This window comes from Campylobacter sp. RM16192, from assembly GCF_004803855.2.
In the GTDB taxonomy this organism is placed as follows: Bacteria; Campylobacterota; Campylobacteria; order Campylobacterales; family Campylobacteraceae; genus Campylobacter_A.
The window spans coordinates 720560-736696 of sequence record NZ_CP012552.1; the positions used below are offsets into that span (position 1 = coordinate 720560).

14 protein-coding genes are annotated in these 16137 nt (G+C 37.1%); 5 read left to right on the forward strand and 9 right to left on the reverse strand.

The window, feature by feature from the left end; translation table 11 throughout:
* Positions 1 to 36: 36 nt before the first annotated feature.
* From CDOMC_RS03705 to CDOMC_RS03715, 3 genes are all read right to left on the reverse strand, one after another.
* Positions 37 to 546: a tetratricopeptide repeat protein gene (locus CDOMC_RS03705; RefSeq protein ID WP_172128031.1), complete on the reverse strand. Its 510-nt coding sequence runs from the start codon at positions 544 to 546 to the stop codon at positions 37 to 39.
* A 77-nt stretch (positions 547 to 623) separates the two neighbouring features.
* Positions 624 to 1271 (reverse strand): M48 family metallopeptidase, encoded by a 648-nt coding sequence (locus CDOMC_RS03710; RefSeq protein WP_169973785.1) that lies wholly within the window; start codon positions 1269 to 1271, stop codon positions 624 to 626.
* Entirely contained in the window at positions 1247 to 2566 is a 1320-nt protein-coding gene (locus CDOMC_RS03715; protein WP_172128033.1) for an MATE family efflux transporter, read from the reverse strand. Before CDOMC_RS03715 ends, CDOMC_RS03710 begins: the two co-directional genes overlap by 25 nt.
* Before the next feature lie 214 nt (positions 2567 to 2780).
* Between CDOMC_RS03715 and CDOMC_RS03720 the strand changes: the two genes are divergently transcribed.
* Together CDOMC_RS03720 and abc-f are read left to right on the forward strand one after the other, a co-directional pair.
* Positions 2781 to 4094 (forward strand): sodium-dependent transporter, encoded by a 1314-nt coding sequence (locus CDOMC_RS03720; protein WP_172128035.1) that lies wholly within the window; start codon positions 2781 to 2783, stop codon positions 4092 to 4094.
* 12 nt (positions 4095 to 4106) lie between these two features.
* Positions 4107 to 6044, forward strand: a complete 1938-nt coding sequence (gene abc-f, locus CDOMC_RS03725; protein WP_172128037.1) for a ribosomal protection-like ABC-F family protein — start codon at positions 4107 to 4109, stop codon at positions 6042 to 6044.
* 34 nt (positions 6045 to 6078) lie between these two features.
* On the opposite strand, the gene CDOMC_RS03730 is transcribed toward abc-f, so the two are convergent.
* Complete coding sequence (locus tag CDOMC_RS03730; protein ID WP_172129636.1) at positions 6079 to 6420, reverse strand: hypothetical protein; 342 nt, start codon at positions 6418 to 6420, stop codon at positions 6079 to 6081.
* Positions 6421 to 6669: 249 nt separating this feature from the next.
* On the opposite strand from CDOMC_RS03730, the gene CDOMC_RS03735 reads away from it, so the two are divergent.
* Both CDOMC_RS03735 and CDOMC_RS03740 read left to right on the forward strand, forming a co-directional pair.
* Complete coding sequence (locus CDOMC_RS03735; protein WP_172128039.1) at positions 6670 to 8139, forward strand: NAD(P)/FAD-dependent oxidoreductase; 1470 nt, start codon at positions 6670 to 6672, stop codon at positions 8137 to 8139.
* A 43-nt stretch (positions 8140 to 8182) separates the two neighbouring features.
* Positions 8183 to 9403, forward strand: a complete 1221-nt coding sequence (locus CDOMC_RS03740; RefSeq protein WP_172128041.1) for a rhodanese-like domain-containing protein — start codon at positions 8183 to 8185, stop codon at positions 9401 to 9403.
* Between the two features lie 38 nt (positions 9404 to 9441).
* On the opposite strand, the gene CDOMC_RS03745 is transcribed toward CDOMC_RS03740, so the two are convergent.
* The 5 genes from CDOMC_RS03745 to CDOMC_RS03765 form a co-directional block, all read right to left on the reverse strand.
* The gene (locus CDOMC_RS03745) at positions 9442 to 10410 is read right to left on the reverse strand and encodes an ArsA family ATPase (RefSeq protein WP_172128043.1); all 969 of its coding nucleotides are present in this window, start codon (positions 10408 to 10410) and stop codon (positions 9442 to 9444) included.
* A complete protein-coding gene (locus tag CDOMC_RS03750) occupies positions 10401 to 10658 on the reverse strand; it encodes a cory-CC-star protein (RefSeq protein ID WP_172128045.1) in 258 nt (85 codons plus the stop codon). Before CDOMC_RS03750 ends, CDOMC_RS03745 begins: the two co-directional genes overlap by 10 nt.
* On the reverse strand, positions 10655 to 12316 hold the full coding sequence (locus CDOMC_RS03755) for a carbon starvation CstA family protein (RefSeq protein WP_172128047.1): 1662 nt from the start codon (positions 12314 to 12316) through the stop codon (positions 10655 to 10657). Before CDOMC_RS03755 ends, CDOMC_RS03750 begins: the two co-directional genes overlap by 4 nt.
* Before the next feature lie 223 nt (positions 12317 to 12539).
* The gene (locus CDOMC_RS03760) at positions 12540 to 13031 is read right to left on the reverse strand and encodes an ankyrin repeat domain-containing protein (protein ID WP_172128049.1); all 492 of its coding nucleotides are present in this window, start codon (positions 13029 to 13031) and stop codon (positions 12540 to 12542) included.
* Positions 13032 to 13034: 3 nt separating this feature from the next.
* Complete coding sequence (locus CDOMC_RS03765; protein ID WP_172128051.1) at positions 13035 to 14465, reverse strand: catalase; 1431 nt, start codon at positions 14463 to 14465, stop codon at positions 13035 to 13037.
* Positions 14466 to 14744: 279 nt separating this feature from the next.
* Between CDOMC_RS03765 and CDOMC_RS03770 the strand changes: the two genes are divergently transcribed.
* On the forward strand, positions 14745 to 16121 hold the full coding sequence (locus CDOMC_RS03770; RefSeq protein ID WP_172128053.1) for a sodium-dependent transporter: 1377 nt from the start codon (positions 14745 to 14747) through the stop codon (positions 16119 to 16121).
* Positions 16122 to 16137 lie beyond the last annotated feature (16 nt).

Genomic DNA, 16137 nt, shown 5'->3' on the forward strand with positions numbered 1-16137 from the left:
TAAAGTTACGGCGCAAATTTAACGCCGTAACTGATATTATATTTTCTTTGATCTACTTAGATCCTCGGCCCACATACATCCCAAGCGGTCGCCTAGATCGCAAGCTTTTTGAAAGAGATTTTTTGCCGTTTTTAAACTGTCAGGCGTTTGTTTTTCAAGATGAAAAGAACCGACTACGGCACAAGAGTGAGCATCGTTAAGATCGCAAGCTTTTACTAATAGTTTCATTGCATTTTCTTTATCAATCTTTGTTCCTTCTCCCATATCTTGCATTCCGCCAGCCATTGAGCAACTATGCTTTTGTCCTGCTTCGCAAGCCTGAAGATATAATGAAAATGCTTTACTGACATCTTTTTTAACGCTTTTGCCTGTATGATACATCAACGCTACTTGCTCGCAACCTGCAGCGTTTTTATTCATACAAGCTGTGTTAAATTTTTCAAATGCACTTGCATAATCGGCATTTTTGTATGCAGCTAAACCGTCTTCAAAATCACCTGCGAAAACACTTAAGGATAGCAGTGCAAATGCTAAAATTTTTTTCATAAAAATCCTTTAAATTTAATAATATGCTATTTTAACATATTTTGTTACTATTGTGCTTAAAACGCATATTTGGGTATTTATAAATTTTTATTGTTTAAGGCTTTTTCAAGATCTCTAAAATTTGGCATAATTGAAGCGATAAAATCATAAAAACTCTTTTTATGATGTGGATATATTAGATGCGTGAGCTCATGAAGCACTACATATTCGATTAATTCTATTGGTTTTTCTATCAAATTTAGATTTAGGTTTATATAGCCTTTGCGAGAGTTACAGCTACCCCATCTGGTTTGCATATTTCTGATTACGATTCTGTTTATATCTTTACCAACGAATGGCCTAAATTTCTCTATCAGCCCATAAAAAATCTTTTTGGCCTCATCTTTTTTATACTTTTCGAGCCTTTTTAAGCTCGGAGTCCAAATTTCTTTATCAACTATTTTTATGTTTTTTATATTTTCATCAAATTTGAGCTTATAAGCCTTACCAAGTAACCTAAATTCATCACTGTTTGGCAAATTTTCTAAAATTTTGGAGTGAGTTTTTTCTATCCACTCTGTATTTTTATTCAGTATTTCAAATGCCTGCTTTTGGGTGCAAAAATACGGTAATGAGAGCGAAATTTTACCTGTTTTTGAAATTTTAATGCGAATTGATTTTATTCTTTTAAAATTGAGCGTAACATCAAATTTATCAAATTTTATACAAGTCGTTTTGACTGCCATTTTCTACTCTTCCATCGCCATGTATTTACAAGTCCTCTTAGCCACTCATCGGCTACAAACCCTATCCAGACTCCTATTATGCCCATATTTTGCATGATTCCTAAATAGTATCCAAGTGGCAAACTAACACCCCACATAAATATAGCTCCCGTGATTAGTGGAAATTTCGCATCTCCGCTTGCCCTAAGAGCATTTACTATCACTATATTAAAAGTTCGTCCTGTTTCAAGAATTATCGATAGTGTAAATAGCGGAAGCATTATCTGTTTTAGCTCGTCTGTTAAATTTAGCCTGTTCATAATCTCATCTTTTGCAAAATATGTTATTAAAACAACGGCTAAGGTTGCTATAAAACCAAGTTTTAAAGCCCTAAAAGCCCTTATATAAGCCTCTTCAAATCTCATTGCGCCTACTAAATGTCCGACGATAACCTCGTTTGCTACGCTAATGCTGGCTCCGCATAGAAGTATTAGTAGAGTTATTTGAAAGTATATTGTTTGCACGTTTAGACTAGCCTCTCCCATGCTTGCTACAAAGCCAAATGCGACCATATATTGCGCCATCCATAATAGATTTTCGCCAGCACTTGGAACCCCGATAGATAGAATTTTGCGCAGGATATTAAATGGCAATGTTAGAAGCATTTTTATATAAATTCTTACCTTTGCTATTTTGATTAAAATTATAAATAGCACGACAACGCCTGCTAGTCGGCCCATGAGCGTAGAAATTCCTACTCCGTAAAGACCGTAGTTTGGTAGTCCAAACCAGCCAAATAGCGCAATAGCGTTTCCAATAAGCGTAATAATGTTCATTAGTAACGATACAAACATAACCGCTGTTGCGAAATTATACACTCTTAAAACAGCCGCCAGCACCATACCCATTCCGTCGATAAATAGTGCAAAACCTAAAATATGTAGGTAGCTGTAGCTCTCATCGAGTAAATTTTCAGGCACTCTTAATATTTCAAGCACCAAGTATCCCTGAAAATATAAAAATGTAGCCGCAACTATCCCAAAAATCGTATTAAATGTAATGCTTGCATGCACTATTCTTGTAGCTAAATTTTTATTCTTTGCGCCCAAGGCTTGAGCTGCTACTACAGAGCAACCAACGCTTAAAAAGCTAAATATGGTCATGAAAAGATCCATGACTTGATTTCCTGCACCCATCGCACCCACTAGATGAATGCTTACTTTTGTAACCATATATGTATTTATAATAAGTGTTACAAAATGTAAAAACATATCTAAAAATATGGGAAGTGCGAGCTTTCTAAGCGACAGGTTCATAAATTTTTCACCTTTAATATATCAATGCAAGATTTCTAAAAATAACTGTTGATTATATCAGAATATAAATTTAATAGAATTTATATTTCACAAATTTAAGACAAAAGCCTTGCTTATAGCCTTTTTTAAATATCTTATAACAATAGCTAGTATAATTTTCTTATTAGTTTACTTAAGTATAATTTTTAAAATTTTCAACTTAATGGATGTAAAAATGGAAAAGAAAAGTTTCACCTCTCGCTGGGCTTTCATCATAGCCTGCGTCGGATCTGCTGTAGGTATGGCCAATGTATGGGGGTTCCCTTATAAGGTCGGCACAAATGGCGGTGGAGCGTTTTTGCTCATATATCTATTCTTTGTTGCCATATTTTCTTATGTCGGTCTTTCTGCTGAGTATGCTATAGGAAGACGCGCAAAAACCGGTACTCTAGGCTCTTATGAATTTGCCTTTAACACTCGCGGGCTTGGTAAGATTGGAAAGATCGTAGGCTGGATACCGCTTGCAGGATCCATGTGTATAGCCATAGGTTATGCCGTAATCATCGCTTATGTTTTAAAAGCACTGTTTCAAGCCGTAACAGGCTCTTTGATGAGTGTCGATACAAATACTTGGTTTGAATCCTTTGCGTTAAGTAGCTATTCGGTTATCCCGTTTCACTTCATAGTTGTTGCAGGCACGCTTTTTACCTTATTTTTTGGAGCCAAAAGTATAGAAAAAACAAACAAGATTATGATGCCTCTATTTTTTATCCTATTTTTTATTTTGGCGATTAGAGTAGCTATGTTTGACGGTGCTTTTGAGGGGTATAAATTTATATTTAAAGGCGATTGGGCTAAGCTAGGCGATCCTATGGTTTGGGTTGCAGCGATGGGACAAGCATTTTTCTCGCTTTCTATTACGGGTTCTGGAATGATAGTTTATGGCGCTTATCTTTCTAAACAAGAGGATGTTGTAGATTCTGCTAAAAAGACGGCTATTTTTGATACTATCGCCGCACTTGTTGCAGCGCTTGTGATGATACCTGCTGTTTTTGCTTACAAAATGGATCCTGCGGCAGGACCTGGATTACTTTTTGTGACACTTCCTAAAATTTTACAAGATATGCCTGGCGGACAAATTTTTGCAATTATTTTATTTACTGCTGTAATTTTTGGAGGTATCAGCTCTCTTCAAAATATGTTTGAAGCGGTAGCGGAGTCCATAATACACAAATTTCCTAGCATAAAACGCGCTCCTATGCTAATAGCTCTTTGTGTTATATGTTTTGGAATAGGCGTAAATATGGAGGCTATATCAAGCTGGGGGCCTTGGATGGATTTTGTCTCTATCTACATTATCCCAATTGGAGCGGTTATCGGAGCTGTATCTTGGTTTTGGGTAATAAAAAAAGATGAGATTATGGATGAGATAAACATGGGCGCAGCTAGGAAGCAGTGCGATCTTTGGTATAACATAGGTAGATATGTTTATGTGCCGATGGCTCTTACACTTTGTATAATTGCGCTTAGTAAGCAAATTTCATTTTAATCAAGGCTTTTTGTGGCGTTAGTTGATCTAATAGATGTAAGTAAAAAATTTGGTCCAAACGAGATATTAAATCAAGTAAATTTTAGCGTAAATGAGCGCGAGATAATCGCTATCATAGGTAAAAACGGAAGCGGAAAAAGTACGCTAATGAAGCTTGTAGCAGGAACTTATGAGCCTGATGTTGGTAGGCGCATAGTGCAAAACGGCATAAAGGTTGAGATGCTCGCGCAAAATCCAAATTTCAGCGAAGGCGCAAGCGTAAAAGAGACGCTAAATTTGGAGCTTAAAGAGATATTTGACGCTAGAGACGAGTACGCCGCAGTCCTTGAAAAACTCGCAAATGATCCAAATGATAAAGAGCTTCACGCTAGACAAGATGAGCTCATAAAATTTATCGAGGCAAAAGACGGCTGGCAGATCGAGCGAAAGATCGAGCAGGTTTTGATCGAATTTAAGTTAAAAGAGTATGAGGATAGGGCGGTTTCTAGCCTTAGCGGTGGCGAAATTCGCCGTGTGGCACTCGGTGCGCTCATACTTAAAAAGCCCGATGTGCTCTTGCTTGATGAACCGACAAACCACCTTGATGTCTATATGGTGCGCTTTCTTGAAGAGATGCTTAAAAGCTCGAAGCAAACTATCGTATTTATAAGCCACGATCGCTATTTTATCGATGCTTTGGCGACCAGAAGCGTTGAAGTTGAGGAGGGTAAGCTTCGTAGTTTTGAGGGCGGATATGCTAACTATCTAGCCAAAAAAGAGGAAATTTTACTCTCTTTGGCCAAATCTCACGAGACCTTGCTAAAACAGCTTAAAAGCGAAGAGGAGTGGTTAAGGCGAGGTGTCAAAGCAAGGCTAAAGCGCAACGAAGGGCGCAAAGAGCGCGTAATGCAGATGCGTGAGGAGGCTAAGAAAAATCCGGGCGTCATACGAAGAGTAAGACTTGAGCTTGAGCGAGCGAGTAAAAATTTCAACCAAGCTCACTCGACAAACCGCAAGAAAATGCTGTTTGAGATTAAAAATTTAGGTAAAAGTGTTGGCGATAAGGTGCTGTTTGAGAAATTTGACGCTAGGGTTTTGCAAGGCGAGCGCATAGCTATAGTCGGACGAAACGGAAGTGGCAAGAGCACCTTGCTTAAAATTTTGCTTGGACTAGAAAAGCAAAGCGTGGGTGAGATAAAAAGAGGCGATGTAAGGATAGGCTATTTTGATCAATCAAGAAGCGCTTTAAGCGATGAAAAGAGCCTGATTGAAGTCTTTTGCCCAAACGGCGGCGATAGAGTGCAGGTGCGCGGTAGAAATATGCATGTTTACGGCTATCTTAAAAATTTTTTATTTCCAAAGGAGTTTTTGGATAAGCCTATCGGCGTGCTAAGCGGTGGCGAGAAAAACCGCGTCGCGTTAGCGCTACTTTTTACAGGCGAATACGATGTGCTCGTGCTTGATGAGCCGACAAACGACCTTGATATAGCTACTATAAATATCTTAGAAGACTACTTGCAAAGCTTTGAAGGTGCTATCTTGCTGGTTAGTCACGATAGGTATTTTGTGGATAAAATTTCATCCAAACTTTGGGCTTTTGAGGGCACTAAAATCGAAGTGGTGCATCAAGAATACAGCGTCTATCTTGAACTTGAAGACGAGCTTAACGAGCTTAATAAATTTGAAGCTCAGATGAGTGCGGATAACGAAAATTCAGCCGAAAAACAAAAGAGTAAAAGCAAAAAACTAAGCTATAAAGAAAATCAAATTTTACAAAATCACCCGGATAAAATCGCTGCTTTAGAAGCTCAAATTTCAAAGCTAAACGAAGGGCTTAGCGATCCAAATGTCTATCAAAAGATAGGACTAACAAAGCTTTATGAAGAGCTTGAAGCGGCTAAAAAAGAGCTTGAAATTTTAGAAGAAGAGTATTTTGAAGTTTTAGAAATCGCTGAAAATTTGGATAGTTAAAAAAGGAGCGCTTAGCTTCGCTCCTAAATTTAAATTAGCAAGAAGGTACGTTGCCACTATCTTTTGCATAGTGGATCACAAAGTCGCAGATGTCAGGTTGAAATTTCTTAAACTGAGGACCTTTTAAGAAGTCTGCTGCGCCTGGATATTTTTTAGAATATTCATCTATAAATCCTGCACCTTCGTTTGAGCAAAGATTTTTCCACTCTGCCATAGTATGCTGAGCTGCGAACGCATCACCTTTTATGCCGGTAGCGTCTTTCATAAATTTAAGATATAGTTTTTGTCCGCGTGCGTGATCGGCTGAAGCGCTACTTACTGTTAAGCTTAGACCAACTAGTGCAGCAAATGATATAGATGCAAACTTTGTCAACATTGAAGCTGATGCTTTTTTGTTTAAGAACATATTTTCTCCTTAAATATATTTTAGTTGTTTATGCTAAGATAAAAACTTAAATTTTTGAGTATGAAATCATATCTTATATTCTGTAAATAATATGTGATATAGTCACATATTAATCAAATCACATAATGATACAATTTTACACTTTCTTAAAATATTAGTGTAATCTAAAATTTTAAAAGATAAGAATTTACAATAAATATTGACTCAAAGGAGCGCTTTATGGACTCAAACAAGATTATTGATGAGGTTCTTGAAGAAATTGAGAAAGAGGGTCATAAGATAAGTCGTCGTGATGCGATGAAACTTATAGCGATGTCCCCTATAGCTGCTGGTGTGTTTGCAAATACGGTAGCCCCTATTAATGCCGAAGCTTCTTCTTCTGCAACAGGTAAAATCGTAATAGTTGGAGGTGGATTGTCAGGAATTGCTACGGCTGCAAAGCTTTGCAAAAAGCTAAAGAATCCAGACGTAACTATTATAGAGCCTAATCCTATTTCGGTATCTTATCAGGCTGGACAGACTCTTATTTCCGCAGGTGTTTATAAGAAAGAAGACATTATATATCAGACAAAAGATTATATACCAAAAGACGCTAAGTGGATACAAAAAGCTGCTAAAAATTTTGATCCAGATAACAACAAAGTAATTTTAGAGGATGGTAGTGAAGTTTCATACGACTATCTTGTTGTGGCTATGGGTGTTACTCTTAATTATGGTGCTATTGAAGGATTGGAAGGCGAGATAACAACTCTGGGCAATAGCGATGTTGTTCGCAAAAAAATAGGTAAAAATGGTGTATATTCTCTTTATTTTGCAGATGGTTCTGTGGATACTTACGAAGGAATCCAGGATATCATAAAAAAAGCTAAAGAAATCAAAGGAGACGAGAAGCTACAGCTTATATTTACAGACTCTCCTACAGCCATTAAATGCGGTGGCGCTCCTAAAAAAATAATGTATATCGCTCACGATCTAATCAAAAAAGCTGGAGTTAGAGATAAGGTAGAGATGCTATTTTATACAAATAGCGATAAATTATTTAGTGTTCCAGAGTATGCTCAAGCGATTGAAAAACAGTACAAAGAGCGTGATTTTAAATGGGAATTTAAAACAAGACTTGTGTCAGTTGATGTAGAAAATAGAGTCGCAACTCTTGAGAAGACATGGATGGAAAAAGGCGAGTGGGATAAAGATTTAGAAGAGTATGAGATGATCAAAAAAAGTGAGAGAATCACTAAGAAATTTCATTTCCTACATATAGTACCGCCTCAAAAAGCTCCTGATGCTGTAGGCAAATCTCCACTAGGTTCACCTGCTAGTTGGGTTCCTGCGCATAAAGAGACGCTTCAACATATAAAATATCCAAATGTATTTGCGATAGGAGATTGCGCTGCGGTTCCTCTAGGAAAGACAGGCGGAAGCGCTAGAAAACAATATCACGTTGTTGTTGATAATTTAATAGCCGTAATGGAGAAAAAAGATAAACTTCCTGCAGCTTATGACGGATATACTGTTTGCCCATTTATAACAAGCATAGGCACTGTTATGTTTGCGGAATTTGATTGGTCTGGTAAGCCTGCACCTTCATTCCCGCTTGATCCTACGCAGGAACGTTGGTTAATGTGGCTACTTAAAGTTTACCTAATGAAACCAATGATATATCACGGAATGCTTCCGGGAAGAATTTAAATAAATTAAAATATAAAAATATTATTTTGAAAAAGGAGAATATATGCGTTTAAAATTTGTTGGTGCTATTGCGCTTGGCGCCGCTTTATTGTTAACCGGTTGTGCAACTGGCACATCGACTATGTCATCTTCTGCGGCTGCACAAGCTATAGCTACTAAGCCTACAGAGGCTGTACAATCTTTAATAAACAAGCATAAGCTTGAGGTGGTAGATTATAAATATGCCAGAAGTAAATTAGGCAGCGGTATGAGAGGTGCAACCGAGGCTTTATTTATAGACGCAAGACCTGATAGACACTATAATGCTGGAACAATACCTTCTAGTATCCAAATTCATGATACAGACTTTAAAGATCACGTAAAGAGAATAGACGGCACTCCAAAAGATAAAGAGATAATAGTATTTTGCCAAGGCTGGGATTGTGCAAAGAGTCCTAAAGTAGCAGCGATGTTAAAAGAGGCTGGATATAAAAATGTAAAACTGTATCAAGCAGGCTATCCTGAGTGGTCTAAAAAAGATTATATAGAGGTTGGTACAGCTGTAGTTAAAAACGCATTTGATGCTAATGGTGCATTCTTGATAGATGCTAGACCTTATGCTAAATTTTTAGCCGAGTCTATACCTGGAGCTATCTCTGTAAATGATACAGACATTCCTACTCTTATGGGACGTTTTCCAACAGATAAAAATACACCTATCATAACATTTTGCCAAGGATATGATTGCAAAAAATCTCACGTAGTAGCCCAAAAATTGATTTCATTGGGATATACAAAGGTGTCTAACTATTCAGCTGGCGTTCCTGCGTGGAAGCAAGCCGGACTAAAGACTACTAAAGGCGGAGAGGAGAAAGTTGCTGCCAGTGGAGCTGTAACAAAATTAAGTAAACCGTTTATGGGGCCTGTTAAAAAGGGATTAGATGAGGGTTCTGTAGATGGCGCTTGGTTTGTAGAAAATTATAAAAAACTCCCAGCCGGTGTAACAATAGTTGACGTAAGAAGAAGTGATGAGAGAGCTGCTGGATTTGTACCTGGCTCTTTACATGTGTCAATCGAAGAAAATGATACAAAAACATTTTTATCAAAACTTCCTGATACATATGTGATATTCCACTGCTCTGCAGGTGGACGCTCTCTTGAGGCTTATGGAAAAGCTAAAAAGGGAGGCTTTGAAAAAGGCCTATATATCGATGCGGCAGTAAAATGCAAAGGTAAAGAATGTACATTTACTCCAAACGAGCCATTAGATCCAGCTGACTGGTAATAAATATTAGCCGTGCCAAATAGGTGCGGCTAATCTCTTTAAAATTCAAAATTTATATTTTTAAGCTCTTCTATTCCTCTTAAATCTTTTGAATTTAGTTTTACTTGTATCTTTTTTGTATTCGGAAGATTTTTATTTAGTTGAGATAAAATTTCAATCTGTCTATCAACTCTATTTTGCCAAAAATCGCTATTTTGTTCTTTTGGTATTATTTGATTTATAAAAATTCCACCCACATTGATAGAAAATTTTTTAAGAGTCTCGTGAGCCCTTAAAGTCTCATAAAGCGGCAATGCTTCTGGTATCATCACAAGATATATTGATGTTAAATTTATATCTTGTAAAATTTTATTTGCTCTTAAAAATAGGCTTTTTCTCTCTTCTAGTTTTGCTATAGCCTTTTTCCATCTCATCTCTTTGCTTGGAGCAAATGGGTTAAATTCATATTCTGGTTTATTTTTCCAAAATACCTTGGCTGCGTCTGCTATTTCGTCGCGCTTTTTTTGATGTTTCATGAGTCCTTCGGTCCAAGCTGACATCACGCTGGGCATAGCTAAAAGTCTAATTGTATGCCCCGTAGGCGCAGTATCAAAGATTATATGCTCATAATCTTTTCTTTCAACTAAAAGAGAGCAAATCTTTTCTAAAAGAGCTGCTTCTTGCGCTCCCGGAGTCTCTTTTGATAGTTCTAAATGCTCTTTTATTTTAGGAAACATCTCCGGCTTCGCGTAGCTTTTTAAGGTATCCTCTATGTTTTTAAAATGCTCATTTACTATTTCGTCTGGATTAAGTTCTATGGCATCCAAATTTGAGCTTACATTTACTATTTTGCTGCCAAGTTTTACGTTTAGTGCGTCAGATAGACTATGTGCCGGATCTGTTGATATGATAAGAGTTTTTTTACCTAAATTTGCTAGTTTAGAAGCTATAGATGATGATATGGTGGTTTTGCCTACGCCGCCTTTTCCACCGACAAAGATTATAGGCGTGATAGACTCTAGCAGCATCCGAAATGCTCTATCAGGGAGTGCTGCATGCCCATTCTTTTATGCCATGCGTGAAATTCTTCCAGTAAAAATGGCAAAAGCTCCATCGTATAAAAGCTAGCAGGATTTTGTACGCCTAAGCTTTCAGCAAAAGCCATAAGCATAAAAAAATCATTTTCTTCTTGATAACTCTTTGTTAGCGCACTTCTATAAGGGGCTTGATAGTGTTCATCAAGCCCTTCTAAAAAAGATTTTATTTTCTCTATCATTTTTTTACAAATTCTTTCTTGAGGATAGCAAAGCTCTCTAAGCAGACCATTATAGTAGCGATTAATATAATACAATCAAGGAAGATTAAAAGCCAATTTCCTTTATTGTAAAAACTTACAAGCTGCAATAGTAGTCCCGCTATTGTAACAAAAAGCAAGAATACTAAAGGTATCAGAGTGTATCTTATAGCGCTTCTTTGTCTCATTACCATAACTGTGATAATTAGCAGAGTAAGCCCTGCCATAAGTTGGTTTGTAGTACCAAATAACGGCCATATTATCATACCTCCTTTACCATCGATTCCGCCCGCTCCAAATGCAAGAAGCAAGCAAGATCCTACCGCAAAAAGAGTAGCTATATTTCCGTTTTTAAATATGTTTATATTATACACCTCTCCCCACTCTTGAAAGATATATCTTTGAAGCCTAACTCCAGTATCCATAGTAGTTCCGGCAAATAAAGCCGCCATAACTGTTAGCATAGTAGCCGAGAGCTCAGGACTTAGTCCTATGCCCATACTCATAATCTTACCGCCTCCATCTATAAATGCACCTATTCCACCCTTACCAAATGCGCTATATACGGCTTCCCATTCGCTTAAGCTAGCAAACCCTGCTGTTACTGCAAGGATGGCGGCGAGTGCTAGTAATCCTTCTCCTATGGCTCCGAAGTATCCTACAAATCTAGCATCAGGTTCGCTCTTTATTTGTTTTGCCGTAGTTCCTGTTGAGACTAAGCCATGAAATCCTGAAATCGCACCACAAGCTATAGTTACAAAAAGTAGAGGGAACATAGATGGAGTTCCGGCAGGTAAATTTGAATTAAATGCCGGAGCGACTATATCAGGAGATACTACAATAAAAGATAGATAAAGAGCTATAAGTCCTACAAATAGCTGAAGGCCGTTTATGTAATCTCTTGGTTGAAGCAGCATCCAAACCGGAAGCATGGAAGCAACTGCCGCATAGATAAATAATATCACTATCCATGCTGCGTTAGCATCAAGTCCAAGCACATTATCAGGCAACGATATCGGCATACTAGGTCCTATATATATCAGAAAATATAGTGCAATAACACCTATTAAAGAAACCAAAGGCAAATTTAATTTAAATTTGTATATCGCCTGTCCTATAAAAAATGCAACCACCAAAGCACCCCATACTGGAACTACTGATGATGGAGTTTTTATCATCATGCCTGCGATAACAACGGCAAATACGGCATTTACCATAAGTAAAAGCAAGAAGATCACCACCATCATAAGGCTTCTGGCGCGTTTGCTTAAAATTTGTCCGGAGATTGTGCCTATTGAGTAGCCTTTATTTCTAACACTTGCCCAAATTGCACTCATATCATGAACTCCTGCAAAAAATACAGTTCCTAATATAACCCATAAAAACGCAGGTGCCCACCCCCAAATAACCGCGATCGCAGGACCCACTATAGGTGCAGCACCCGCAACAGAAGTAAAGTGATGTCCCCAAAGCACAAATTTGTTCGTCGGAACATAATCTACTCCGTCTTCAAATTCGTGTGAAGGTGTTTTGAAATTCGGATCTAGCCTTAATATCTTTTCGGCTATAAATTTCGAATATATAAAAAATCCAGCTATAAAGGCTGCAAAGCCTATAAACATGAGGATTAAAGAGTTCATACAATCTCCTTTTGCTTAGAATTTAGAGAGATTATAATTAAAATGATCTTTAAAATTTTATAAAACTATCTTAACTATATCAAAAGGATATGTAATTTTACTAAAATTACACAATCTTATTATAAATATTATATTTTTTAACTAATCTTTAAAAATGTTTTATAATCTAAGTTTTTAAGCATATAAATTTTAAGAGAACCGAAACTCTCTTAAATTTGGAATACTATGAAGCTTTCTTGCTAAAAAGAGATAGCAAATTTGAGCTTATCTTAGCTAGCAGGCTTGGCTTTTTATTTACGCTTAGCAGGTATTTTGCCACTTCGCTTCTACCAAACATCACGGCAAAAGTGTGAGGCGTAGCTCCCATGCCGTTGTTTGCGTTTATGTCCGCACCCGCTTCAACTAGAGCCTTTACCACATCTAAGTATCCCTTAAATGCAGCTCCCGCAAGGGGAGTTTGCCCTCTGTCGTTTCTTTCATCTACCAGTGCGCCGTTTGCTATTAGCATTTTTACGGTATTTATGGAGTTATTATAGCTTGCAAGCATTAAGAGCGTATCGCCTTTAGCGGATTTTAAATTCACATTTAGTCCCGCTTTTATCATCTTTTCAAGCTCGCTAACTTCATCTTTTCTTGCAAAATCAAGCGCCATGAGGCAAAGTTCGTTATACCTTGCCTCTTCTTCTTTGCTAATCTCTAAATTTTGATCGTTCATAGCTTATTTCTTAAGTGCAGCTTTAACGCCTGCTGCATAAGCCGGTGAAATTTTCTCAAAATGTCCAAGTGCGCGCTCAACTATGAAGTCGCTTACTCCGCACATACTCTCTGCTATGTTGTTAAATAGCTGAGATTTTTGAGAGTCGTTCATTAGGTTAAACAGATCTCTTGGTTGGCTGTAGTAATCGCTATCTTCGGCTCTATGATCGTGTCTTTGCATTACTCCTTCAAGAGCGATGTCAGGCTCTAGGAAGTCTTTGTTTTCTTTAGCACCGCCAAAGCTGTTTGGCTCATAGTAAGCCTTGTCTTCTATATCATACATGCCGTTATTCATAGCGCCGCCAACCGTGTAAGTGCCTATCTCGTTTATAGGTTGATTAACTTTAAGCTGCGCATAGTGAGTTCCGATTCTGTATCTTTGAGCGTCAGGATAGCTGAAAATTCTAGCTTGAAGCATCTTATCAGGGCTAAAGCTGATGCCGGGAACTATGTTTGACGGGCTAAATGCCGCTTGCTCAACTTCGTTGAAGTAGTTTTTAGGGTTTTCATTTAGAGTCATAACACCTACTTCAATCAGTGGGAAATCCTTATGAGACCATGTTTTAGTTAGGTCAAACGGGCTAAAAGGTAGTTTTTTAGCTTGCTCGTCAGTCATGATTTGGATCTTGAAATCCCAGCTTGGGAAATTGCCTTTTTCTATATTTTCGTATAGATCTCTTTGGTGGCTCTCTCTGTCGTTTGCAACGATATCAGCCGCTTCTTTGTTAGTTAAATTTTTAATTCCTTGGCGTGATTTGAAGTGGAATTTCACCCAAAATCTCTCGCCGTCTTTATTAATTAAGCTATAAGTATGGCTTCCAAATCCGTGCATAGTTCTGTAGCTTGCAGGAATTCCTCTATCGCTCATTAGGATCGTTACTTGGTGAAGTGTTTCAGGGCTTAAGCTCCAAAAATCCCATGCCGCTTCGTTTGAGCGTAGGTGTGTGCGAGGATCTCTCTTTTGAGTATGGATGAAATCAGGAAATTTGTAAGCATCTCTTAAGAAAAATACAGGAGTGTTGTTTCCTACTAAGTCCCAGTTACCTTCTTTTGTATAAAATTTAATTGCAAATCCTCTTACATCGCGCTCTGCATCAGCAGCTCCCGCTTCGCCTGCAACTGTCGAAAAGCGTAAAAATAGCTTTGTTTTCTCGCCTTTTTGAAGAACTTTAGCCTTTGTATATTTAGATATGTCGTTAGTTATCTCAAGTACGCCGTATGCGCCGCTACCTTTAGCGTGAACCGTTCTTTCAGGGATTCTCTCTCTGTTTTGGTGAGCAAGTTTTTCGATTAGTTGATAATCTTGCATCATAACGCCGCCACGAGCACCTGCCGTTAGCGAGTTTTGGTTGTCGGCGATTGGATTGCCTGAAGTAGTTGTTAGTTGTCTCATAATTTTTTCCTTTTAATAAAATTTATTATTTCAGAATTATACTTATTTAAAATAAAATATTTCTTAATTAATAAAAATTATTGTTAAGCTTTTTTTGGAAAATTTTAAAAGATAAAAATAAATTTAAAAAGTACTTCTGTTTTGATATTTTTTGTAGTAGGCGTAGGCAAATATATTGTATTTTAGGATTTTTTGAATGCTTTATAGTTTTTTACTGCAAAGCCATAGGCTGAAATTTATGCAAATTTTTATATAATCATAATTTTTTTAAGGGTGATTATGAAAAATAGAGGATCTTGGAGTTCAAGACTTACATATATATTAGCAGTTGCAGGTGCTACGGTTGGATTTGGCGCAACTTGGCGTTTTCCATATCTTGTAGGACAAAATGGAGGCGGAGCTTATGTGCTCATTTTTTGCTTGGCAATGATAGTTATAGGCATACCTATGATACTTGTTGAAAACGCTATTGGAAGAAGGCTTAAAGTAAATGCAGTAGATGCGTTTGGCGGTAGCGTAAATGGAAAAAATATATCAAAATACTGGAAAATAGTCGGTGCAATGGGCCTTATCGGTGCCTTTGGGATCATGGCTTATTATATGGTTATAGGCGGCTGGGTATTAAACTATATAACACAAATAATATCTGGTACTCTTGATCTGTCAAATATTATAGATTTAAAGACCACAAGTGCCTTTTATGATAAAAATATCATAAATAATCCATTAGCTATCGGTTTGGCTACTTTCGTTTTTGTACTTGTTAATTATATAATCTTGGTCCAAGGCGCTGTTAACGGTATAGAAAAAGCTGCAAAATACCTTATGCCTATCTTATTTTTACTTATGATTATTATGGTAATTAAAAATATCACGCTTGATGGTGCTGTAAATGGAATTAAATTTTATCTGACTCCTGATTTTTCAAAGATTAATATGAAGCTTTTTATAGATGTGCTTGGACAAGTGTTTTTTGCGCTATCTTTAGGTTTTGGTGTGATGATTACTCTCTCAAGTTTTGTGAAAAAAGATGAGGAGTTGGTTAAAATTTCAATTATAACCGGTATTTTAAATACTCTTATAGCTGTGCTGGCAGGATTTATGATATTTCCATCTCTTTTTACATTTGGAATTGAGCCAGATGCCGGTCCTAGCCTTGTATTTAAGAGCTTGCCGATAGTGTTTTCTCATATGCCTTTTGGAAGCTTTTTTGCTATTGCGTTTTTTACTCTGCTTATGATAGCCGCGCTTACGACTTCTTTGCCTATATACGAGGTTTTGATAACTACTTTACAAGAAAAGATGGGCGTAGCTCGCAAAAAAACTATACTTTTAGTGCTTGGTCTGATATTTTTAATAGGAAATTTACCGTCTTTGATGGCTACTAATTTACTTTCTGATATTGCTATTTTTGGTAAAAACATTTTTGATGCTTACGATGCCATAAGTGCAACCATATTTTTCGTACTTACCTCTCTTGGATGCGCTATATTTGTAGGCTGGGTTTTAAAAGATGAGGCAAAGGCTGAAATTTCACAAGGTAGTCAAAATTATACAAAAGTAATAAATTTTTGGTTTTTATACGTAAAGTACATTATTCCTTTTATAATCTTAGTCGTATTTGTCAGTAGCTTTTATGATAATTTCTTGAAATAAATTTACAAAACAAGGG

Excerpts from the sequence above, each read along its gene's own strand:
- CDOMC_RS03705 (WP_172128031.1), bottom strand. The coding sequence starts at position 546 with ATGAAAAAAATTTTAGCATTTGCACTGCTATCCTTAAGTGTTTTCGCA.
- CDOMC_RS03710 (WP_169973785.1), bottom strand. The coding sequence starts at position 1,271 with ATGGCAGTCAAAACGACTTGTATAAAATTTGATAAATTTGATGTTACG.
- CDOMC_RS03715 (WP_172128033.1), bottom strand. The coding sequence starts at position 2,566 with ATGAACCTGTCGCTTAGAAAGCTCGCACTTCCCATATTTTTAGATATG.
- CDOMC_RS03720 (WP_172128035.1), top strand. The coding sequence starts at position 2,781 with ATGGAAAAGAAAAGTTTCACCTCTCGCTGGGCTTTCATCATAGCCTGC.
- CDOMC_RS03730 (WP_172129636.1), bottom strand. The coding sequence starts at position 6,420 with ATGTTGACAAAGTTTGCATCTATATCATTTGCTGCACTAGTTGGTCTA.
- CDOMC_RS03735 (WP_172128039.1), top strand. The coding sequence starts at position 6,670 with ATGGACTCAAACAAGATTATTGATGAGGTTCTTGAAGAAATTGAGAAA.
- CDOMC_RS03740 (WP_172128041.1), top strand. The coding sequence starts at position 8,183 with ATGCGTTTAAAATTTGTTGGTGCTATTGCGCTTGGCGCCGCTTTATTG.
- CDOMC_RS03745 (WP_172128043.1), bottom strand. The coding sequence starts at position 10,410 with ATGCTGCTAGAGTCTATCACGCCTATAATCTTTGTCGGTGGAAAAGGC.
- CDOMC_RS03750 (WP_172128045.1), bottom strand. The coding sequence starts at position 10,658 with ATGATAGAGAAAATAAAATCTTTTTTAGAAGGGCTTGATGAACACTAT.
- CDOMC_RS03755 (WP_172128047.1), bottom strand. The coding sequence starts at position 12,316 with ATGAACTCTTTAATCCTCATGTTTATAGGCTTTGCAGCCTTTATAGCT.
- CDOMC_RS03760 (WP_172128049.1), bottom strand. The coding sequence starts at position 13,031 with ATGAACGATCAAAATTTAGAGATTAGCAAAGAAGAAGAGGCAAGGTAT.
- CDOMC_RS03765 (WP_172128051.1), bottom strand. The coding sequence starts at position 14,465 with ATGAGACAACTAACAACTACTTCAGGCAATCCAATCGCCGACAACCAA.
- CDOMC_RS03770 (WP_172128053.1), top strand. The coding sequence starts at position 14,745 with ATGAAAAATAGAGGATCTTGGAGTTCAAGACTTACATATATATTAGCA.